The 23,451-nt window shown below is 47.5% G+C and carries 14 protein-coding genes; 7 read left to right on the plus strand and 7 right to left on the minus strand.

Annotated elements, in window-relative coordinates; genetic code table 11:
* Window positions 1-4 precede the first annotated feature (4 nt).
* The 4 genes from BM367_RS05350 (at window position 5) to BM367_RS05365 (ending at window position 7,263) form a co-directional block, all read left to right on the plus strand.
* Window positions 5-730 (plus strand): 2-phosphosulfolactate phosphatase, encoded by a 726-nt coding sequence (locus tag BM367_RS05350; RefSeq protein WP_092458693.1) that lies wholly within the window; start codon window positions 5-7, stop codon window positions 728-730.
* Window positions 731-801: 71 nt separating this feature from the next.
* Complete coding sequence (locus tag BM367_RS05355) at window positions 802-4,524, plus strand: DEAD/DEAH box helicase (protein ID WP_092458695.1); 3,723 nt, start codon at window positions 802-804, stop codon at window positions 4,522-4,524.
* A 161-nt stretch (window positions 4,525-4,685) separates the two neighbouring features.
* Window positions 4,686-6,632, plus strand: coding sequence for a M1 family metallopeptidase (locus BM367_RS05360; protein WP_245759905.1), 1,947 nt, complete (start codon window positions 4,686-4,688; stop codon window positions 6,630-6,632).
* Between the two features lie 124 nt (window positions 6,633-6,756).
* The gene (locus BM367_RS05365) at window positions 6,757-7,263 is read left to right on the plus strand and encodes a DUF2480 family protein (protein ID WP_092458699.1); all 507 of its coding nucleotides are present in this window, start codon (window positions 6,757-6,759) and stop codon (window positions 7,261-7,263) included.
* 92 nt (window positions 7,264-7,355) lie between these two features.
* Here BM367_RS05365 and BM367_RS05370 read toward each other — a convergent pair whose 3' ends face one another.
* The 4 genes from BM367_RS05370 to BM367_RS05385 form a co-directional block, all read right to left on the minus strand.
* A complete protein-coding gene (locus BM367_RS05370; RefSeq protein ID WP_092458701.1) occupies window positions 7,356-8,834 on the minus strand; it encodes a glutamate synthase subunit beta in 1,479 nt (492 codons plus the stop codon).
* A 43-nt stretch (window positions 8,835-8,877) separates the two neighbouring features.
* Complete coding sequence (gene gltB, locus BM367_RS05375) at window positions 8,878-13,440, minus strand: glutamate synthase large subunit (protein ID WP_092458703.1); 4,563 nt, start codon at window positions 13,438-13,440, stop codon at window positions 8,878-8,880.
* A 205-nt stretch (window positions 13,441-13,645) separates the two neighbouring features.
* Window positions 13,646-15,499 carry an amidophosphoribosyltransferase gene (locus BM367_RS05380; RefSeq protein ID WP_092458705.1) on the minus strand — a complete coding sequence of 618 codons (1,854 nt, stop codon included), beginning with the start codon at window positions 15,497-15,499 and terminating at the stop codon, window positions 13,646-13,648.
* A gap of 12 nt (window positions 15,500-15,511) precedes the next feature.
* Window positions 15,512-16,921: a peptidylprolyl isomerase gene (locus BM367_RS05385; RefSeq protein ID WP_245759906.1), complete on the minus strand. Its 1,410-nt coding sequence runs from the start codon at window positions 16,919-16,921 to the stop codon at window positions 15,512-15,514.
* Between BM367_RS05385 and BM367_RS12160 the strand changes: the two genes are divergently transcribed.
* Complete coding sequence (locus BM367_RS12160) at window positions 16,920-17,057, plus strand: hypothetical protein (protein WP_177224114.1); 138 nt, start codon at window positions 16,920-16,922, stop codon at window positions 17,055-17,057. The genes BM367_RS05385 and BM367_RS12160 overlap by 2 nt on opposite strands.
* Before the next feature lie 43 nt (window positions 17,058-17,100).
* The gene (locus tag BM367_RS05390) at window positions 17,101-18,357 is read left to right on the plus strand and encodes an MFS transporter (protein ID WP_092458707.1); all 1,257 of its coding nucleotides are present in this window, start codon (window positions 17,101-17,103) and stop codon (window positions 18,355-18,357) included.
* Here the strand turns inward: BM367_RS05390 and infB are convergent.
* From infB to BM367_RS05405, 3 genes are all read right to left on the minus strand, one after another.
* Window positions 18,354-21,077 (minus strand): translation initiation factor IF-2, encoded by a 2,724-nt coding sequence (infB, locus tag BM367_RS05395; protein WP_092458709.1) that lies wholly within the window; start codon window positions 21,075-21,077, stop codon window positions 18,354-18,356. The genes BM367_RS05390 and infB overlap by 4 nt on opposite strands.
* Before the next feature lie 159 nt (window positions 21,078-21,236).
* Window positions 21,237-22,490: a transcription termination factor NusA gene (gene nusA, locus BM367_RS05400; RefSeq protein ID WP_092458711.1), complete on the minus strand. Its 1,254-nt coding sequence runs from the start codon at window positions 22,488-22,490 to the stop codon at window positions 21,237-21,239.
* A gap of 18 nt (window positions 22,491-22,508) precedes the next feature.
* Window positions 22,509-22,973: a ribosome maturation factor RimP gene (locus tag BM367_RS05405; RefSeq protein WP_092458713.1), complete on the minus strand. Its 465-nt coding sequence runs from the start codon at window positions 22,971-22,973 to the stop codon at window positions 22,509-22,511.
* Between the two features lie 176 nt (window positions 22,974-23,149).
* On the opposite strand from BM367_RS05405, the gene BM367_RS05410 reads away from it, so the two are divergent.
* Window positions 23,150-23,407: a hypothetical protein gene (locus BM367_RS05410; RefSeq protein WP_092458715.1), complete on the plus strand. Its 258-nt coding sequence runs from the start codon at window positions 23,150-23,152 to the stop codon at window positions 23,405-23,407.
* The last annotated feature ends 44 nt before the right edge of the window (window positions 23,408-23,451 follow it).

A 23,451-nucleotide genomic window follows, 5' to 3' on the forward strand; every position in this document is an offset into this window, starting at 1 on the left:
GGAGATGGCAGAACCAACCGAACATCCTACACTGGAAGTGTGTTTATCCCCGGCGTTATTGCATTTATATGATCTTTCCCAGAAAATAGTTGTAGTCATAGATGTATTGCGTGCCACATCTACTATTTGCACGGCGTTGTATCACGGAGCACAAAAAGTGATCCCGGTAGATTCAGTGGAAAAATGCATGGAAATTGGCCGTCAGCTGGGTGCGGTAACAGCAGGCGAACGGGATGGACATATTGCACCCGGGCTGGAGCATGGCAATTCCCCGCTGGAATATCCTGCTTCTTTCATCCGCGATAAAATCCTGGTGCTCACCACCACCAATGGCACACGCCTGCTACACATGGCCAAGGATGCGGAGGAAATTATCATCGGTTCATTCTTAAATCTCACGTTGGTGTGTGAATATCTGATTTCCCGCAAGCGACCGGTCATGCTGGCCTGTGCCGGATGGAAAGACCGCATCAACCTGGAAGATACCCTGCTGGCGGGAGCTATCATCCATCGTATCAAAACACATTTCGATATTCAGTGTGATGCGGCTCTGATCGCTGAAAAGCTTTATGAGGGCACACACAAACATCTGATGCATCACATGCAGCAAGCCTCCCATTACAAACGCCTTATCCGGCATGGCTTCGAAAAAGATATTGCATATTGTTTGACTATCGATGGTGCGGCTGTTTTGCCCGTATATCGCGACGGAGCGATAGAGCTGGCCTAATATGCTTCTTTCTTTTCAGGCAATAATTTGGTAAATTTGCGGTTTGCCCTTTTCGCAAAATTGCATGGCTTATGCCATTGCCTGAGATCCTGAAATTTATCTACAACAACGGAACGGATGAAGTGATCCGCCGGGGGAAACGGATTTACGCAACCGGAGGGGTAACCCTGCTGGATGCAGATCCCGTTTTGCATACAGCATCTTTTCGGGTAAGGAACGATTCACATGAGGTTTATTACAAAGTGGTTGTAAACAAATTTGCAGAGCCGGGTGCTTTGCAGGTGCGCTGCCAGTGCCCCTACAACCTCGGGGAAATCTGCCGCCATGAAGCCGCAGCGCTTTTTCAACTGCAAGACCTGATTGACAAACAACATTTTCATTATCACCAGCCCAACTATCAACAGCATCACACGGTGGTGAAAATAAAATCCATTGACCTGAAAATCCTGAAGCTTCTTACCTCTCAGGAAATCTTTGATGAAGCCGAGCAACTCATACGCCAACACCCGCCCCTGCTGCTGCACGCAGCCGATGAAACCGTGCGCGCTGAAGTGATTCATAACTTTCAATCTTTTCAGGTCGGCATCAAACGCAATGAAGAGAAATATTTTGATACATCGTGCAACTGCGATGAACACCGCTACCCCATCTGTGTGCATAAATTAGCCGTATTTCTGCACCTGCTCGATCATCACGGACCTCATTATTTTGATACCCTGCGCAATTGGGATAAGGAAAAAAGCAAACTGCTGGCTGCTTACGGATATTCGCTGCAGGATGACTGGCAGGATAAATTTGAATTTCATTACGTAAATGGCAAACCTTATTTGCGGGTACTGGACCCTCAGGTAAAAAGAATACAAACTTCTGCTCCTGTTTCAACTGCTACTTCAGCACCACAGCGTACGCAAAAACATATCGGGCTGGTCTGGAATACCCACGAACAGGCTTTCCCCTATTGCAGATTAGAAGTGGTTACAGGTGAATGCACGGAAGAAGGCGACCTAATCGGAACGCTTGAACACATGCGCCTGGATCGTTTTGCAGATGAATACACCCTGACAGAAGAAGACAGAAAATGGTTGCCTGTTTTAAAAAAAACACAACGTTCCGAAATCCTGAAATACCTGCATAAAAACACGCCTTTCCGGGGAATATGGGATATCCTTACAGACAGCCATGAACTGGATGAAACATTAGCAGATTCAGCAGAAAATCGTAAACTGATTGCAGAATATTTACATCCCAAACTTCAGAAACTGGTCGCAGCTGAAGAATTCAGCAATCGTCACTTCTGGCTGCCTCCAGGACATTCTTTTCAAACCTCCCATCTCATTCCCCTGCGGGTGCATACAAATCCTTTGCCTTTGCATCTGCACATCACCCACCATGCCGATTATATCCGCATTGAAGGATTTGTGTACCTGCACGAGCAACGCATTCCTGTACATGATAATCAATGGCCCTCACCAATGGGTTTTTTGTATCAAAACCATCTGTACCTATGGCCTAATTATGAAACCATTCTGTTTGCAGCTCAACTGATGGAACAAAAAACAATACAGATTGGCTATGATGAATGGCCAACCTATCTGCAAAAAGAAATCATTCCGCATTTCGAACAACTTCAGATTCATTTTGATGAAACAATTTGTGAATCAAAAGAAAATATTTCACCTTCCCCTCTCGTGCAGCTGAAAGAACTCGATGAACTTTTCATCATACAACCTTTGTTTGATTATGCAGGTGTGCGCATAGAATGGAATGAACAAAATGTTTACTTATCCCAGCAAGATGGAAAACTAATTCAAATCAAACGCAACAAAGAAGCAGAAGCACAGTTTATCAGTTTTCTGCAAAGCCTGCATCCTCAATTCAGCCGTCATTCACAGCATTATTATTTTTATCTGAAATCGAATGAACTTACCAGAAAGGGCTGGATTTTGTATTTCCTGCAACAACTGAAACAACATCATGTACCCGTACTGGGTATGGAACAATTAAAGCACTTCCGGTTCAATCCTCATGCACCGGTTACACAACTCCGTATTTCATCGAATATTGACTGGTTTGATGCACAGGTGGAAGTGAGTTTTGGCAATCAAAAAGTGGATGTACGCGATATCAAAAAAGCTTTGCTGAAAGATCAAAACATTATTCCACTTGCCGATGGTACACTGGGTGTGCTGCCCGACGAATGGATGAAAAAATATGCTCTGCTGTTTAAAATGAGTGAAGAACACCGGCAGGGATTAAAGTTATCATCCTACAATTTTGCAGTCATTGATGAATTGTACGAGTACATTGACGATGATAAACTGCTGTGGGAACTTGAAGAAAAGAAGAAAAGATTGCTGAAATATGATGAAGATGAGCTGGAACCCATACCCGAAAGGCTGCAATCTGTTTTACGGCCTTATCAACAGGCAGGCTTTCAATGGCTGAATTATCTGGATCGTATAGGATGGGGAGGTATTTTGGCCGATGATATGGGTTTGGGGAAAACCGTGCAGGCATTGACTTTTATTTTGCATCTGAAACACAAAAGAGGCAAATGCTTTACGCTGGTCATTTGTCCAACCACCTTAATTTACAACTGGGAAAATGAAATCCGCAAGTTTACACCTGAATTAAGCTATCACATTCATCATGGTCCCTTGCGCACACGCCATGCATCTGACTTGCAGGCCTATGATCTGGTCATCAGCACGTATGGCACCTTGCGCATGGACATCAAAATGTTGCTTGAACTGCAATTTGATTATGTGATTCTGGACGAATCACAGGCCATCAAAAATCCACACAGCAAAGTAGCAAAGGCTGCCATGCTGCTGAAAACCAGAAATCGCCTGGCGCTCAGCGGCACGCCTATGCAAAACAATACATTCGATATATATGCACAAATGCATTTTCTGAATCCTGGCATGCTGGGTAGCATTGATTTTTTCAAAAACGAATTTGCCATACCCATTGATAAATTTCAGGATGACGAACGCAAACAACATTTGCGCAAACTGATCTATCCTTTTATCCTGCGAAGAACAAAAGAACAGGTAGCGCCTGATTTGCCGGAAAAAACAGAGATCGTGCTTCATTGTGAAATGTCATCCGAACAAAGAAGTATCTACGATCATTACCGCATGCTCTACAGATCGCGTATCCTGGACAGTGTGGATGAGATGGGAATTGAACGTTCTCAATTTACCATTTTACAGGGGCTTACCCTCTTGAGGCAGATTTGCGATTCGCCGGCCATTTTAAAACAAGCTTCCCATCCGAATGTATCGGTAAAACTGGAAGAGCTTATGCGTGAACTCTCAGAAAATGTAGGCGATCACAAAGCGCTGGTGTTTTCGCAGTTTCTGGGTATGCTTGATTTGATTCGCCAGCAACTGATCCGCCTGGATATACCTTTTGCCTATTTCGATGGAAGCACACCTACACACGAACGAGAACAAGCCATTCGTCAATTTCAGGAAGATGATAATTGCCGCGTGTTTCTGATTTCTTTGAAAGCAGGCGGTGTAGGATTGAATCTTACTGCAGCTGATTATGTGTATATCGTGGATCCATGGTGGAATCCGGCTGTAGAACAACAAGCTATTGACCGAACACATCGTATTGGCCAGGATAAAAAAATCTTTGCCTATCGGCTGATCTGCAAAGACACCGTGGAAGATAAAATCATGGTGCTGCAGGAAAAGAAAAAATCACTGGTGAAAGATATCATTGCTGATGATGCAGCCTTTGTCAAAAAACTTACCCGCGAAGATGTGCTGTATTTATTCAGCTAATCATCAGTTTGTGATTAAACCAGATATGAAAACAACAAATAGATCCACCCACTTGCGGTTTAACCGAAAGGAAATCATGAGCTTTATCCGCTCTTCATTTTCATTTGCATGATTAAAGATTCCTTAATAGCTTAGGCGCCTGATTTTTTAACATGTTCGTTATGAAACATCTAAGCCACTTTTCTTTCTGGATGTTGGGCATCCTGATCTGCCAGGTAAGCTTTGCCCAGCAATCGTACGATCCCCTTGCATTGTTTAATCCGTTCTTTTACACCCATAATGGCAATGTGTACCGCAGTGCCGATGGTTCTCCCGGTCCGCAATACTGGCAAAACCGGGCTGATTATGAAATTCATGCCACATTGAGTGAAAAAGATACCACCATCAGGGGCGAAGTAACCATTCGTTATCGCAATAATAGCCCGGATTCCCTCGGATTTCTATGGCTTCAGCTGGATCAGAATCTTTTCTCGCCTGATTCCCGGGGAGCCGCTACCACGCCCGTCGGAGGCGATCGTTTCGATGTAAAAGGATTCAAACGCGGTGGATATCATATCCATCAGGTTAGCATTACTTATCACGGTAAAAAGCAAACGGTTCAGCCCATTATTTCCGACACACGCATGCAAATCCGCTTAGATCAGCCCATCAGGCCCAAAGGCGATAGCATTACCATTCAAGTAAACTACGATTTTGCTATTCCCGAATATGGAGCCGATCGCATGGGACGCCTGTACACCCGAAACGGCGTGGTGTATGAAATTGCTCAATGGTACCCGCGGATGGAAGTGTATGATGATGTGATGGGCTGGAATACATTGCCATACATGGGATTGGGAGAATTTTACTGTGAATACGGAAATTTTGATTATTACATCACCGCTCCAGCCGATATGATTGTGGTGGGGTCGGGTGATCTGATGAATCCGGAACAGGTATTAACCCGCACCGAAATAGACAGGCTGCAAAAAGCCCGGCAGAGTGATAGCACCATTATGATCATCCGCGAAGATGAAGTAGGGAAACCCGATACCCGTCCTGTGCACACTGGTACGCTCACCTGGCATTTCCGCATGCTCAATACCCGCGATGTATCCTGGGCAGCCTCCAGAGCTTTCATCTGGGATGCAGCCCGGGTGAACCTGCCCAGTGGCAGAAAGGCTATAGCCATGTCGGCTTATCCGGTGGAAAGTGCAGGCCGCGATGCCTATGGCCGTTCTACTGAATATTTGAAACACAGCATTGAAATTTATTCAAAGGCTTATTTTGAATATCCCTGGAATTCGGCTGTGAGTGTGGCAGGCGTGGCCCTGGGCATGGAATATCCGGGCATTATCTTTTGCAGACATGATTTACACAATGGTCAGTTATGGGATGATATCACCCATGAAATTGGCCATAACTGGTTCCCCATGATTGTAGGGTCGAATGAACGTCGCTATATGTGGCAGGATGAAGGTTTTAATACGTTCATCAATGAATACTCCACGCGCATGTTTAACCATGGCGAATACTACAACGCTAATGAGCGGCTTGCCTTGTACATGGCCCGTGAAATGCAACGGGAACAAGACCCTTTGATGACCCCTCCTGAAGCCATGAGCCTGAATGAATATGGATTGTATTATTCCAAAACAGCCCTGGCATTGGACATCCTGCGCAACTGGGTATTAGGACCTGACCGATTTGATTACGCTTTCCGAACTTATATCCAGCGCTGGGCCTTTAAACATCCGCAACCAGAAGACTTTTTCCGCACCATGGAAAATGCAGGCGGAGAAGACCTGGGTTGGTTCTGGAAAGAATGGTTTTATACCACCTGGACGCTTGATCAGGCGGTAGATACGGTCGTGTATGTCAACAATAATCCGGCACAAGGTTGTTACATTACCATCAGCAACCTGCAACAGATGGCCCTTCCCGTGCTTATCCAGATTCAGGAAAGCAATGGCCAGTCGCATTTCCTGCAATTGCCGGTGGAAATCTGGCAGCGTGGCGGGAAATGGACATTCTTTTATCCGACTACCTCCCAGGTGCGCTCGGTAGTGCTGGATCCCGATGACCAGTTTCCGGATGTGAACCGAAGCAACAACCAGTGGCCAAGATAGCCTTTCATTCATGCTCGCGTCATTTTCTGCAGCAGGTAGCATTAATTTCTTCTACCTGCTGCAGAAAATTTTGGTAGATTCGTATTTCACCAGTGTTGGCTCGAAATTTTAAAAAGCATGGTGTATGGAAGAGATTGTCAACCGAATAGCACAGAGTGGACTGGTTACCATTGACCTGGCCGATTATATTCCCTCTCCTGATGAAATTGCGATCCTGGACATCAAAGATTATCTGTTTCAGGGATTGATATTGCGTGAAAAGGACTACCGGCAGGCTCTTGAGCAGCAAGATTGGAGTGCATTTCAGAATCGTTATGCTGGGATTACCTGCAGCGCCGATGCCATCATTCCGCTTTGGGCTTATATGCTTCCGGTGAAATATCTGCAAACAATAGCCCGCGAAATTTACCATGGTGATTTTGCAACCGTTCGGCTGCAAGTAGCGCTGGATCGGATTCAGGCATTGCCGGTTGAAAATTTTCAAGGTCAGCGGGTATTGGTTAAAGGCTGCGGTGATGAACAGATTCCTCCTCCCTTATATCTGGCTATTACTCGAAAGTTGCTGCCCCATGTAAAAAGCCTCATGTATGGAGAAGCCTGCAGCCACATCCCGATCTACAAACAAAAATAAAAAGCGGGTCAGGTAAACACCTAACCCGGGTCATAGTCACTACAAAATCTAAGCCTGCTTATGAAAAAAGCCTCTTTATGGGCCAAAGCTCGTTATGCACAAAGCTCCAGCAAGGAATGATCTTTTCTTTCCAGCAAGGAATATCCCATTAAATACTCGTCTACCTGGCGGGCACACTCACGACCTTCAGAAATAGCCCAGACCACCAGCGATTGCCCCCGCCGCATATCCCCAGCTGCAAATATTTTTTCCACAGAAGTCCTGTAATCTTTTTCAGATGCTTTTACATTGCCACGCTCATCTTTAGCAATACCCAGCTGATCTAATATCGTATGTTCGGGATGCACAAAACCCATTGCCAGCAGCACCAGTTCGGCCGGAATTTCCCGTTGCGAATCGGGTATTTCCTCAAAACCCACCGGGCGTTGTTCTTCATTCAGGGTCCATTTCAGATCCACAACCTGCACAGCTCGCAGCCGTCCGTTTTCATCGCCCAGAAATGCTTTGGTAGCTATAGCCCATTGGCGCTTGCCACCTTCTTCGTGTGAAGTTGAGGTCTTTAATATCATGGGATAAGTAGGCCAGGGCATGAAGGGCGTGCGGGCTGCCGGTGGCTGCGGAAGCAACTCAAATTGGGTAACGGAAGCCGCTTTCTGCCGCAGGGAAGTGCCCAGGCAATCCGATCCCGTGTCTCCACCACCAATGATAATCACGTTTTTGCCTGTAGCCAGGATTTCTTCCCCCTGGATGGGTTTGCGGCTTACCCTTTTATTTTGTTGTTTCAAAAATTCCATGGCAAAGTGAATACCCTTCAGCTCTCGCCCTGGTACAGGCAGATCCCGGGGTACCGTTGAACCTCCCGCCAGTACAATTGCATCATATTCCTCAAGCAATTCACTGAGGGGCACATTTACGCCTACATGCGCATTGCACACAAACACGACCCCCTCTTCCTGCATCAGGCGAATACGGCGATCCACCACCCATTTTTCCAGCTTAAAATCCGGAATGCCATATCGCAATAGTCCTCCTGGTGCATCGTCGCGTTCGAAAACGGTAACCAGATGTCCGGCATAATTCAACTGCGCAGCTGCTGCCAACCCAGCCGGGCCAGACCCCACAACAGCCACTTTTTTGCCGGTTCGCACCCGGGGAATGCGGGGCTTTACCAGGCCTTTTTCGTAAGCAATCTCAATGATATGTTTTTCAATCTCTTCAATGGTTACCGGAGGTTGGTTGATGCCCAGCACGCAGGCACTTTCACAGGGAGCCGGACAGATGCGGCCGGTGAATTCCGGAAAATTATTCGTACTGCTGAGGATTTCATATGCTTCCACCCAATTTTTCCGATATACAGCATCATTGAATTCCGGAATCACATTTCCCAGCGGACAACCATACGAGCTGTGGCAGAAAGGAATACCACAATTCATGCATCGCGCAGCCTGCTCATTGAGTTTTTCTTCGGTAAAACGAGCTACAAATTCCCTGAAGTGTTGAATCCGCTCTTTCGGATCAGCCTTCGGAGGCAACTCCCGCGTATATTCCAGAAATCCAGTAATCTTTCCCATTTTTCCTCTGTTGAGATTCAAACCATATTAACCACCATCCCAATTAGTCTTTCTGTCTGGACAATGATGGATTTACACCTGCCAAGCCACTGGCAACCTTTTGTTTCTGTTGTTGCAAAACTTTTTTGTAATCTTTCGGAAATACCTTTACGAAATTCCTGAGCTGATTTTCCCAGTCGTTCAGCAAAAATTCAGCAACCTTACTCCGGGTATATTCATAATGCCGACTAATCAGGCGATGGAGCAAAGTTTCATCTTCCTCCTCAATTGGATCCAGGTCCACCATCTCCGGGTTATAGCGCTGTGGCAGCAGGTTGTTTACATCATACACATAAGCAATACCACCACTCATACCCGCAGCAAAATTTCGTCCTGTTTCACCTAAAATCACGACCCGGCCACCCGTCATGTATTCACAGCCATGATCGCCCACACCTTCCACCACGGCGTGCAGCCCGGAGTTTCGTACACAGAAGCGTTCTCCAGCTTTGCCGCGGATATAAGCCTCGCCGGAAGTAGCACCATAGAAGGCCACATTGCCAATAATGATATTTTCCTCAGGCACAAAACGGCTTTGCCGGTCGGGATAAAGAATTAGTTTGGCGCCACTCAGCCCTTTGCCAAAATAATCGTTGGCTTCTCCCTCCAATTCCAGGGTGAGGCCCGGCGCAGCAAAAGCCCCAAAGCTCTGCCCGGCCGACCCACGGAATTTCAACCAGATGGTGTCTTCCGGCAAACCTTCTTTTTTATACCTCTTGGTAATTTCATGAGAGAGCATGGTACCAGTTGTGCGATCGGTGTTTTTGATGAGAAATTCTGCACGCACAGCGATACCTTGCTCCAGAGCCGGCTTGGCCACTTCTATCAATTTCCAGTCGAGCACGCCAGCCAAGCCATGATCTTGCTTTTCGCAACAATACAGAGGGGTAGATTCGTCAACATCCGGTTTTTGCAGGATGGGAGAAAGATCCAGTTTTTTATATTTCCAGTGATGGATATCTTCCCGCACGGCCAGGCATTCGGTATGGCCAATCATTTCATCTACGGTACGGAAGCCCAATTCGGCCATGATTTCCCGGAGTTCCTGGGTAATGAATTTAAAGAGATTTTCCACATACTCCGGTTTCCCGGTAAACCTTTCGCGTAGCACGGGATCCTGGGTAGCCACGCCTACGGGGCAAGTATTCAGGTGGCATTTGCGCATCAGGATACAACCTTCAGCTACAAGCGCCGCTGTGGCAATGCCCCATTCTTCGGCGCCCAGCAGAGCGGCAATAGCCACATCGCGGCCAGTGCGGATCTGCCCGTCAGTCTGGACGATGACCCGGCTACGCAGTTTGTTCCTGACCAAGGTTTGATGGGTTTCGGCCAGACCCAGTTCCCAGGGCAGTCCGGCGTGCCGGATTGAGCTGATAGGCGATGCGCCGGTTCCACCATCGTGGCCGGAGATCAGCACCACATCGGCATGGGCTTTGGTTACACCAGCTGCAATGGTACCTACGCCGGCCTTGGAAACCAGCTTCACACTGATTCGGGCCTCGGGATTGGCATTTTTTAAATCAAAAATCAATTGAGCCAAATCTTCGATGGAATAAATATCGTGATGCGGGGGAGGTGAAATCAATCCCACACCCGGTGTGGAATGGCGCACCCGAGCAATCCATTCATCCACCTTGTGGCCGGGCAGCTGGCCCCCTTCACCGGGCTTAGCTCCCTGTGCCATTTTGATTTGCAGTTCGTCGGCGTTGGTGAGATAATAACTGGTTACTCCAAATCGGGCCGAAGCCACCTGTTTGATGGCCGACCGGGCACTGTCGCCATTGGGTAATGGCTCATAGCGTGAATCATCTTCACCCCCTTCACCCGTATTGCTTTTTCCTCCCAGCCGGTTCATGGCAATGGCCAAAGTGGTGTGGGCTTCGTAGGATATCGATCCAAAGCTCATAGCACCAGTGGCAAACCGGCGATAAATGTTTTCTGCAGGCTCTACTTCTTCAATCGGAATGGAAGGTCGGGTTTTTTTGAACGTAAACAGGCTCCGCAACGTACAGGCTTTTGCGCTCTGATCGTTGATCAGCCGGGCATATTTTTTATACACCTCATAACTGCCTGTACGGGTGGCGTGCTGCAGCAGGTGAACCGTTTGCGGATTGAACAGATGAAATTCGCCTTTTCGTTTCCATTGATAAACTCCTCCGGTAAGGAGGCGCTGCACGGGAATTTCTTTTCTGGAAAATCCCATCCAGTGTTTGGCCAGTGTTTCCCGGGCAATATCATCCAGCCCCATGCCCTGAATCCGGGAAATGGCTCCGGTGAAATACTTGTCAACCACCGACTGGTTGATACCCAGGATTTCAAAAATCTGTGCTCCCTGATAGGATTGCAGGGTGGAAATACCCATTTTGGAAAATACCTTCAGCAAGCCTTCATTTACGGCATGGATATAATTCTGAATCAGTTCTTCTGTTGAAAGTTCAGTTTGCAGCTTGCCCGACTCCTTCATATCGCGGATGGTAGCAAAAGCCAGATAGGGATTGATGGCCGTTGCACCAAATCCCAGCAGACAGGCAAAATGATGCACTTCCCAGATATCGCCGGCTTCTACTACCAGGCCCACCTGGCCGCGGTAGCCTTTGCGGATCAGGTGATGATGAACAGCCGAAACAGCAAGCAGAGAAGGAATAGCAGCATGCTCAGAGTCAATCGCCCTATCCGAAAGCACCAGCACTTCAAAACCGTCTTCCACCGCATCTACCGCATAGCGACACAGCCGCTGCAAACCTTTTTCCAGAGAACCTGGTTTGCCATCGGCACGAAAATAGGTTTGCAGGGTCTTGGCCTGAAACATGCCCGTATCAATGCTGCGCAATTTCTCCAGCTCTATGTCGGTCAACACCGGATGCTTGAGTGCCACCGTATGGCAATGCATGGGATCTTCTTCCAGCAGATTGCCGCTGTTGCCCACATAAGTAGCCAGGCTCATCACCAGCCGCTCCCGGATCGGATCAATGGGAGGGTTGGTAACTTGCGCAAACAATTGCTTGAAATAACTGCTCAGGTGTTGAGGTTGATCCGATAGCACCGCCAGAGGTATATCAGATCCCATCGAACCCACAGGCTCCTTGCCTTCGGTAGCCATGGGGGCAATTACCTTTTCCAGGTCTTCGCTGGTATAACCAAATACCTGCTGATATTTGAAAATAGCGTCGTGCTGCAGTTCAGTAAATACGACCCTGGGTTCAGGCAGTTCTTCCAGGCGAATTTTATACTTATTCAGCCACTCACTGTAAGGCTGGCGTGAACAAATATCCCGTTTCAGCTCCTCATCACTGATGATACGACCTTTCTGCAAATCCACAATGAACATTTTCCCCGGCTGCAAACGTCCCTTTTCTACTACAAGTTCCGGATCCACGGGCAATACCCCAGCTTCAGAGGCCATAATCACCCGGTCGTCGCTGGTTACTACATAACGCGAAGGCCTTAACCCGTTTCTGTCGAGCGTAGCCCCTATGATCTGGCCATCGGTGAATGAAATGGAAGCCGGACCGTCCCATGGCTCCATGATGGAAGCGTGGTATTCATAAAAAGCTTTCTTGAGCGGATCCATTTCTTCATGACCATCCCAGGCTTCGGGAATCAGCATCATCATCACATGCGGGAGTGAGCGACCGGCCAACGTCAGCAATTCAATCATATTATCGAGACACCCGGAATCAGAAAGGCCCTCTTCCACAATGGGTAAAAGCATTTCCATTTCTTCCCGGGTGAAATACTTCGACCGCATATTGGCTTCGTTGCTCCGCAGCCAGTTGAGATTTCCCTTTAACGTATTGATTTCACCGTTGTGGGCAATGTACCGGAAAGGCTGAGCCAGTTTCCAGGATGGAAAGGTATTGGTGGCAAAGCGGGAATGTATCAGCCCAAAGGCCGAAACCACCCGAGGGTCGCTTAAATCGGGGAAATAGCTTCTAAGCTGGGAAGAAGTGAGCTGCCCTTTGTACACCAGCGTTTTGTAGGAAAAGGAGGCAAAATAAAACAGTTTAGCCTCATCGCCCAGGGTATTCCGGATGGTATGCGAGATGTAATTTCTCAGCACAAAAAGCTTCCGTTCAAATGCATCAGCATCTTCTACTCCGGCAGGCCTTCCCACAAAAAGCTGTTCCATAACCGGTTCAGCACTGCGTGCCGTTTCGCCAATCATGCTGTTATCCGTTGGCACGGGCCGGTAGCCCAGAATAGGGATGCCCAGCTGGTCAGCACAACGCTGAATGATTCCTTTACACTCCTGACTGATTTTGGGATCACGCGGGAAAAAAGTCATACCCACCCCATATGCACCAAACGGAGGCAACTGAATTTGCAAATCCATCGCAACTTCCCGCAAAAAGGCATCGGGCATCTGAATCAAAATACCCGCACCATCGCCAGTGTTGTTTTCGCAACCACAGGCACCCCGATGCTCCATATTTTCGAGGACAGTGAGCGCATCTGCTATGATCTGATGCGATTTCACCCCCTTGATATGGGCTACAAATCCTATCCCGCAAGCATCATGCTCAAACTCCGGCGAGTATAAATCCATTCTGGACTGTTCTTCTGTCATGCACTTCCCGTTTTACAACTCAATCTGAAAATTTCCGGATGGAAATTGTTTGTTAAAATTACAACATGTAGGAAAAACTTTATCGATTTTCTATGAGGTAAGAAAAAAATTTAGAAATTTTTAAAAAATACGACTTTTTTAAAGAAAAATATTTAACCAGAAGTAAGCAGTTAACTTACCTGTAAAGGGAGTTTGGGATGGCTTTTTAATATCCTCTTTCGTTTTTCCCTTCCATGAAATTCATGAAAGCCTGATTTACCACGCGGTTGCCAAGCGGCGTGGGATAATTGCCGGTAAAATACCAGTCGCCCAGGTTGTTGGGGCAGGAAAGGTGGAGGTTTTCGATGGACTGATAAATCACGCTCACTTCGGCACGGGTTCCGGGAGGTGTAATCAGGCGGGCAATCTGGGCAGAAATTTCCTCCACAGTAAACGGTTTGTACACCTGTTTCACTACGTTCTGGGCATGCAGGCTGTTGCTGCGCTGCAGCTGCTTGCACAAGCTGTAAGCTTCTTCCAGAATATAAGTCTTTTGATTTTCTTTCAGCAGCTGCACAGCTGCCCTAAAGGCCACAAAATCACCCAGTTTGCTCATATCAATGCCATAGCAGTCTGGATAACGGATCTGAGGAGCCGATGACACGATAATGATCCGGCGCGGCTGCAGCCTGTCAAGCATTTTGATGATACTCTCCCTCAGGGTGGTACCGCGCACTATGGAATCGTCAATCACCACCAGCGTGTCCACACCTTTTCGCACGGTGCCATAGGTTATATCGTACACATGCTGCACCATTTCTGTACGACCCTGATCGGCAGCGATGAAGGTGCGAAGTTTTACGTCTTTAATGGCAATTTTTTCAATTCTTACTCGGCGAGAAATTAGCTCGCTCAGTTTTTCCGGATCGATTTGATTGCCCCAGGACAGGATACGTTGTACCTTGATTCGGTTCAGATAATCTTCCAGTCCCTGAATCAGGCCATAGAAGGCTACTTCAGCGGTATTGGGAATAAAGGAAAAAATGGTATTCTTTAAATCATAGTCAATGGCCTTCAGCACAGTCTCAGAGAGAGTATAGCCTAATTTTTTCCGCTCCTGATAGATTTTTTCATCATTTCCCCTGGAAAAATAAATGCGTTCGAAGCTGCAAGCTCTCCGCTGGCGGGCTGGCAGGATCTGCTTTTCTTCCACATTGCCGTTGCTGCTTACCAGCAATGCCTTGCCAGGCATCAACTCCCTGACCATGTCTTCTTCCAGGTTAAAACAGGTGCGGATCGCGGCACGTTCTGAAGCGGCCACCACAATTTCGTCATCAGCGTAGTAATAGGCTGGCCGAATGCCATAAGGATCACGAATCACAAAACTGTCGCCTGTTCCAATGAGCCCGGCAGCAGTATAGCCTCCGTCAAAAAGAGAAAAGGCCTGGCAAAGAATATGGGCGAGGGACAATGATGATTCTCCCTGTTTTGTATGAACCTGCTGACGGAGGAAATAATACACTACTTCCATCATGGCAGCCAGGTCCGAGCGGCGATACAATTCGTCGGGCTGCACCCCAACAAATTCAAACAGCTCGTCGGTGTTGATCAGGTTGAAATTACCTGCCATGGCCAGATTGAGCTCGGGCTGGGCATGGATACGCACAAAAGGATGACAGAGTTCAATATGGTTTTTCCCTTGCGTACCATAACGCAAATGACCCAGGAGCAATTCTCCCATAAATCGCACATGTCCCTTCAGCAGTTCAGGGTTATCCTGGATATCCGGCTGATAGCGGGATACTTCTTCGATTTCCCGGAAGATAGTTTGAAACAGCTCGGGTATGGGCAGGGGAGCGTTGCTGCGAATCCGATGCAACATAGGATAGCCCGGGGGTGTATGCAGCTTCACCGTGGCAATGCCTGCGCCGTCCTGCCCGCGATTGTGCTGTTTTTCCATGAGCAGGTAGAGCTTATTCAGGCCATAAAATGCCGAGCCATATTTCTGCTGATAATAGCGGAAAGGTTTCAGCAATCTGATATAGGCCAATCCGCATTCATGTTTGATATCGTCACTCATGTGATGCCGGGTTTATTCGCCGGGCTGGTAATGATTGGCTTGCTGACTGGCTTCAGCCCATTGCTCCACATTTTTGCAATGCTGGTAATCCGGATCTACCCAGATGTAGAAAGTGGGCATTTTTTCCCGGAACCATTTGTCCAACGCCTCATACTGTTTTTCCTGCAAAGCCTCCTGCTGAATTTTGTTATAGTCATCCCGCAGGTTTTCCTGATGAGGCTGGGTTCTGGATTTCAGGTAAATGATCCTGACCGCCTTTTTCCCGTAGGGGTCCGTAAATTCAGCTGGCTGGGAAATATCGCCAGGTTTCAGAGAATCAAGTGTAAGCACAATGCCCGGATCCAGCTGATCGACTGTTAGATAGGTGGATCCATCCGGAGCAGTAATCATACCAGCATAGAGTTTGGCCGACGGATCATCACTGTATTTGACGGCAGCCTCTCCGAAACTAATTTTACCGGCTATGATCTCGGCCCGCACGGAATCCAATTTCTTCATGGCTGCCCGCATGTCGGAAGAGGTAACCGGTGGAATCATCAGCAAATCGCGCACTTCGGCATTGTCGCCCTGGCGATGCACCATTTGAATGAGATGATATCCGAATTTTGATTTTACCGGGTCTGAAATTTCACCGTCCTGTAACCGAAAAGCCGCAGCCAGAAAATTAGGATCAATGTTTTTGTCAGTCCGGGAAATGGTAAAAATGCCATTGTTCTGCCGGCTACCAGGGTCTTGAGAATACAAATTCATGAGCGTGACGAAATCTTGTTGCCCCGACTCAATTTGTTTTTTAAAGTTTTGGAGCTGTTGCAGGGTGTATTGTTCTACTTCTGGACTGGCTTTGGGATAGATCACAATCTGGCCTACCTGCACTTCGGAAGGGAAAAATTTCAGGCTGTCTTTGGGAATCCGGTTAAAGTACTCCTGTACTTCTGTGGGTGTGATTTTGACTGCGTCCACAATTTTTTTCCTTTCCTCCTCTGCCAGAATACGCTCACGGATAGGTTCACGGAATTTTTCCCGGATCTGGTAGATGCTCATGCCGGCTACTTCTTCCAGTTTTTTCTGGGAACCATACATGTTGATGAATCCCCGGATTTGATTTTCAAGCTGCCCTTCCACATCATCATCGCTCACCGGCAAACTATCGCGCTGGGCTTGAATAACCAGAGCTTTCTGGGCAATCATCTGTTCCAGGATAGCACAACCGGCGTCCGGCGGAAGTGGCCGGGATGATTCCCGCTGCAGCTGATCAATCTGGGCCTGGATATCAGACTGAAGAATGATGTTGTCACCGATGACGGCCACAATTTTATCGGCTACGGGGAATTTTTGTAATTCCGCACTGCTCAGGTTTTGCTGGGCATAGAGGCTAAAAGCCAGCAATTGGAACATAGCCAGAACAGGAAAACTGATTCTCATGAAACGCATGCATTTGGGCTTAAGCCGCATCGCTGCAAAGGTAGGTAAGCTTAACGGAAGGGATATCATCTGCGGCGAATTTAACAAAATTCCACGCCATAGCAGCGGCATACGGAAAATCACGGGATTCTGTTAGTTTTGGGCTGTATTAACCGCCAATCTTTCTAAGATCAGGAGAAATGCCTTTTTGGAAACCATTTCAATCTCTTACGGCTGATCAGCGACATACGTTTTTTGCAGGTCTGGGGGGATGGGCTCTGGATGCCTTTGATTTTTTTCTCTACGTGTTTTGTTTGAAAGCCATCAGCCAGGATTTCCATAGTGATGTGCAACGGGTATCTGAGGGTATATTCCTCACGCTGGCTTTCCGGCCTCTGGGAGCTTTGTTTTTCGGTTGGCTGGCCGAGCGCTACGGCCGCAGGCAGGTGTTGATGATAAATATTATCAGCTATTCGGTGATTGAGTTTCTCTGTGCCTTTGCACCGAATCTGACGACATTGCTGGTGTTGAGGGCTTTGTTTGGTTTTGCCATGGGTGGGGAATGGGGCGTGGGCGCGGCTCTTGTGCTGGAATCCCTGCCGGCAAAAGGAAGAGGCTTTTTTTCCGGACTGCTACAGGAGGGCTATGTGCTGGGTTATCTGCTGGCCTCCGTGGTGTTTGCGTTTTTCTTTACTCACATTGGCTGGCGGGGCATGTTTATGGTAGGCATTATACCGGCATTGCTGGTCATTTACATCCGATCAAAAGTATCTGAATCTCCCGCCTGGCTGGCAGGCATGCACAGAAAATCCGGGTTGGGACAGAAGCAAGAATGGAAAAACGTGATCCGCAAATACTGGGGGAGGCTGCTTTTCCTGATCGTTTTGATGAGTTTTTTCAATGCCTTTTCACATGGTACACAGGATTTGTACCCAACCTTCCTGCAGGTACAGGAAAAATTCAATCCCGGAAGCACGGGTATGATTGCCATCTGGATGAATATGGGTGCGCTGATGGGAGGCATGTGTTTTGGTGCTTTGTCTGAACGAATAGGTCGACGCAGCGCTATCATTCTGGCTGCTTTGCTGGCTATCCCCATGATTCCTCTTTGGGTTCATGCCCATACGCTGGGTGGATTTGCCCTGGGTGCCTTTCTGATGCAGTTTATGGTACAGGGTGCATGGGGTATTGTACCCGCACATCTGAATGAGCTTTCTCCCCCGTCAGCGCGGGCCATTCTGCCAGGATTTGCCTATCAGATAGGGAATCTGGTGATGTCAAAAATGGCTCCCATTCAGGCTGGACTGGCTGAACAACACGGCAACAACTACGCAGCCGTACTGAGCTGGACGGTGATCGGTGTGGCTATCTGTTTGTCTGTGGTTACGGCCTTGGGTAAAGAAGCCCGGGCGGCTACACTCGACGTTCGGCCAGAAGAAGAGACGGAAACAAGTTAGAGTGTGCGTTTGACACTCACTTCTTCAAATCCTTCCAGCATATCGCCCACCTTGATGTCGTTGTAGTTTTTGATGGTAAGGCCACATTCCATGCCTGCGGGCACTTCTTTTACATCCTCCTTGAAGCGTTTCAGTGAACCCAGCTCACCCGTGTAAATCACAATACCATCGCGGATCAGATGCACCCGGGTATTACGGGTGAGTTTTCCTTCCAGAACCTGACAGCCTGCAACGGTATTTTTCTCGAATTTGAAGATTTGTTTGACTTCAACCCGGCAGGTTACCTTTTCTTCAATCTTGGGCTCCAGCATGCCCTCCATAGCGCTCTTGATTTCCTCAATAGCATCGTAAATCACGGAATAGGTGCGGATTTCAATATTTTCTCTTTCAGCCAGGCGGGCAGCCTGCATGGACGGGCGTACCTGGAAGCCTACGATAATCGCATCTGAAGCACTGGCCAACAGTACGTCGGATTCTGTAATCTGTCCCACGGCTTTGTGAACCACATTTACCACGATTTCTTCGGTGGAAAGTTTCTGGAGGGCATCGCTGAGTGCTTCTACGGAACCATCCACATCGCCTTTGATAATCAGGTTCAACTCCTTGAATGTGCCAAGGGCAAGCCGTCGGCCAATTTCGTCGAGCGTAATATGCTTGCGTGCCCGCATGCCCTGTTCGCGCAGGATCTGGGCCCGGCGGGTAGCAATTTCCTTGGCTTCGCTTTCATCAGCATATACTTTAAACTTTTCGCCAGCCTGGGGTGCCCCATCCAGCCCAAGTACCTGTACGGGAGTAGAGGGGCCGGCAGCCTGTATTCTTTGTCCCCGTTCATTGAACATAGCCTTGACCCGACCGTAATGTGCTCCGGCCACAATCACATCGCCGGGATGAAGGGTACCATTTTGTACCAACAGGGTAGCCACATATCCTCTTCCTTTGTCAAGAGAAGCTTCAATGACGGTGCCCACGGCCGGACGGTTTGGATTGGCTTTCAGATCAAGCAACTCTGCTTCCAACAAAATCTTTTCAAGCAACAAATCCACATGTAATCCCTGTTTGGCGGATATTTCCTGACTCTGGTATTTACCTCCCCAATCTTCTACCAGCAGGTTCATGGCTGCCAGTTGTTCCTTGATTTTATCTGGATTGGCCCCTTCTTTATCAATTTTATTGATGGCAAAGATCATGGGCAGGCCTGCTGCCTGGGCATGTGAAATAGCTTCCCGGGTTTGGGGCATCACAGCATCATCAGCCGCAATTACAATCACCGCAATATCGCCCACCGTAGCACCGCGGGCACGCATAGCCGTGAAAGCCTCATGACCGGGTGTGTCCAGAAATGTAATTTTTTTGCCGTTGGGCAGACTCACCTCATAAGCACCGATATGCTGGGTAATGCCACCCGCCTCACCTGCAATCACGTTGGTATTGCGAATGTAGTCGAGCAGTGAGGTTTTACCGTGATCCACATGCCCCATGATGGTAACAATAGGTGGACGGGGCACCAGATGTTTTTCATCATCTACGATTTCTTCTTCCTCTGCTTCGGCCTCGTGTTCATCCAGTCCAATGAATTCTACCTCATAACCAAACTCGTTGGCTACCAGCTCAATAACCTCAGCGTCCAGGCGCTGGTTAATGGAAACCATCAGCCCCAGGTTCATGCATTTGCTGATGACATCGGCATAGCTTACATCCATGAGATTGGCTAGTTCGCTCACCGATACAAATTCGGTTACCTGCAATACCTTATTTTCCGATGTTTCGGCGGATTGCTGGCTTTGTTCTTCTCTTCTGGCCCGACGATATTTGGATTTGGCAGTTTTGCTATGGGAGGTTGCGCTTAGTTTGGCCAGTGTATCTTTGATTTTTTCCTGAATCTCTTTCTCATCGATGATTTCCTTTTCCGGTACATGATGCCTGCGATCGCGATGCCGGTGGTCTTTCCGTTCTTTTCTGGACTTATCTTCCTTTTCTTTGTCGCGGGTATTTTCCTCAACTTTCTTCTCGATGGGTATTCTTTTTCTCTTCCTTTTTTCCTTCGGATGGGCTGTTGAACGGCTTTCCTTTTCCTTGCGCTCAGGCTCAACGGGGAGCTCAATTTTTCCGACAATCTTCGGGCCGGTCAGCCGTTCTGCTTCAATATTTTCAATAATGGGCTCCGGCGATTTTTCAGGCTCGGAAGCAGGTGCAGGAGGTGCTGGGGTTGGCTCTGGAAGCGTACTTTTTTGTTCTTCAACTTCAGGAATCGGTTCGGGCTGGGGTTGTTCGGCTTCTTTTGTTTTCTTGCCCGGAGCTTTGCCTGTTTTTTTGGCTTTGGGCGCCGGGGCAAGCATTTCAGGATCAATTTTGCCCACAATCTTAGGCCCTTCCAGTTTGGGTGCTTCTGTGGTTATCACCTCTGCATCTGCATCAACCTGCTCTGGCTGGGTTTTACTTTGTATTTCAGGGACCGGTGTTTCCAGGTTTTCTTTCTTTGGTAAAATATCTGAAGCAATACCCCGGGGAAGGTCAATTTGTTCGCTTTTTTTCTTGTTCACCTTATCCTGTTGAAACTCTTCCTGGAGGGCCAGGTACATTTCTTCCGTCAGACGAGAATTGGCTGACATGTCGGACATGTCGAATCCCTTTGAGGTCAGGAATTCGATCAGGGTTTCCCTTCCGATATTAAATTCTTTGGCGGCTGCCAATAATCTGGGTGTATTGCTTTTTTCCGGCATGCGTGAATCCTCAGTTTTTCAACAGTTTTACAAAGGTACTAAGCTCATAGCGAATGAACGATTTTTTCCTCAGTTGATGGATCAACCAGGAAAAATCATATACGGCAAACCCGGTGAATACCGGAGTAGGTTTAGCTGCTCACAAAGCTTTGGGGCGGCTTATTCTGTTTCGTCTTTTTTAAATTCCTCTTCGATGATCCGTCGCACCTCCCGGATGGTTTCTTCTTCGAGATCAGTACGCCGCACGAGTTCTTCTACTGACAAATCAAGCACACTCAGGGCTGTATCACAACCGATGCGCTTTAATTCATCAATGATCCATTCGTCAATTTCATCTGCAAATTCATCCAGGTCAATATCGTATTCTTCGGTACCATCGCTATCGCGATACACATCGATGTTGTAACCCGTAAGTTCACAGGCCAGCCTGATGTTTACGCCTCTTTTGCCAATGGCCAGCGAAACCTGATCAGGTTTCAAATACACGGACGCCCGTTTGTTTTCCGTATCTACTTCCATTCTGGAAACCTTGGCCGGCGTGAGCGCACGTTGAATGAAGAGCTGAATGTTGTTGGTATAATTGATGATGTCAATGTTTTCATTTCTGAGTTCGCGAACGATGCCATGAATACGGCTTCCTTTCATGCCCACACAGGCTCCCACCGGATCAATGCGATCGTCATACGATTCTACAGCCACCTTGGCTCTTTCACCCGGTTCACGCACAATTTTGCGAATGACAATCAACCCATCAAATATCTCAGGCACCTCTATTTCCAGCAATTTGGCCAAGAATGAAGGATGGGTGCGTGAAAGGATGATCAAGGGGGTATTGTTTTTCATTTCCACCTTTTTCACCACCGCCCGGATGGTTTCACCTTTTTTGAAGTAATCGGATGGAATCTGCTCTGATTTTGGCAGAATCAATTCATTGCCTTCATCATCGAGCAGCAATACTTCTTTTTTCCACACCTGATATACTTCTACCGTAACAATGTCTCCGATGCGCTCTGCATATTTTTTCAGCAGCACATTTTTCTTCAAATCACTGATGCGGGCGGCAAGCGTTTGTTTGGCTGCCAGGATAGCCCTCCGGCCAAAATCCTGGATATTTACTTCTTCATACAATTCTTCCCCTACTTCGTAATCAGGTTCAATCTTGATGGCATCCGAATAAGCAATTTGTGTATTTTCATCGGTAACCTGGCCATCTTCCACAATCAGCCTGCGACGAATAATTTCCAGGTCACCTTTTTCCGTATTCACAATCACGTCAAAATTTTCATCGGTGCCATATTTTTTGCGCAGCAGGGTTTTGAACACATCTTCCAGCACCTTCATCAGTGTAGGGCGGTCAATGTTTTCCGCCTCTTTGAATTCTGTAAAAGATTCGATTAAATTAATGCTTGCCATATGAAACAGAATAAAGTTTTAAAAACGAATTTGTACTCGGGTAAATTGGATATCAACAAAAGGAATTTTTAATACCTGATGTTCTTTCTTGCTTTTTTTCACATCCAGCACAATGAAATCGGGATGCACTTCCTGCAAGACTCCTTCCCGGATTTGCTGGTCTTTCAGTGTAACCACCACCGTACGGCCAATATTCTTTGGATACTGGCGGTATAGTTTCAGGGGTGTATCAATGCCAGGCGATGATACTTCCAGCGAAAAATCATCGTCCGGAAAAACATGGTTTTCGTGCATCGCTTTGCTGAGCGAGCGATTGATCTGGGCCAGCTGGTCAATAGATACTCCCTGATCACTGTCAATAAACACCCGCACAGCCTGGTCCTGGCTGACCAGCAAATCCACCAGAAAACAATCCGGATGCAACTTCAGTTCCTGCTCAAGCAGTTGTTCAATGACCTGTCTGATATCGTCCACACTTTTCATGGTGTAAATCGGCTAAAAAAGAAGGGGACAACAACTTGTCCCCTTGCTCATGAACTACATACCAGCGCAAAATTAAGACTTTTTCCTGTTTTCCGAAAAATTGGCTGCAGTTAAGAAAAAGATAAAACCCTATTCCAAATCTGGATATCCCACATGATTTTTGCTACCTTTGAAACATGCTTAAACTGATTGACCTGGCAATCGATATTTTTGTGATTTGGTTGCTGTATAAGTTTGTGACCGAATTCGTGATTCCAGTGTTTCAGATCGGACGCGAAGTGCAAAGGCGCATCAAATCCACGCAAGATACACATACGGCTTCTCATTCCGAATTTTATTCTTCGTCTCGGTCATCCCGGCACTCAGCTCGCCAGCCGGAAGGCGAATACATTGATTTTGAAGAAATAAAAGATAGCCCTTCCACTGGGAAATAGTACGTAATTTAATCCATCCGCCATCCCGGCAGAAGCACTGCAAT

Origin of the sequence: Thermoflavifilum thermophilum (genome assembly GCF_900116565.1) — a bacterium.
GTDB classification, from domain to species: domain Bacteria; phylum Bacteroidota; class Bacteroidia; order Chitinophagales; family Chitinophagaceae; genus Thermoflavifilum; species Thermoflavifilum thermophilum.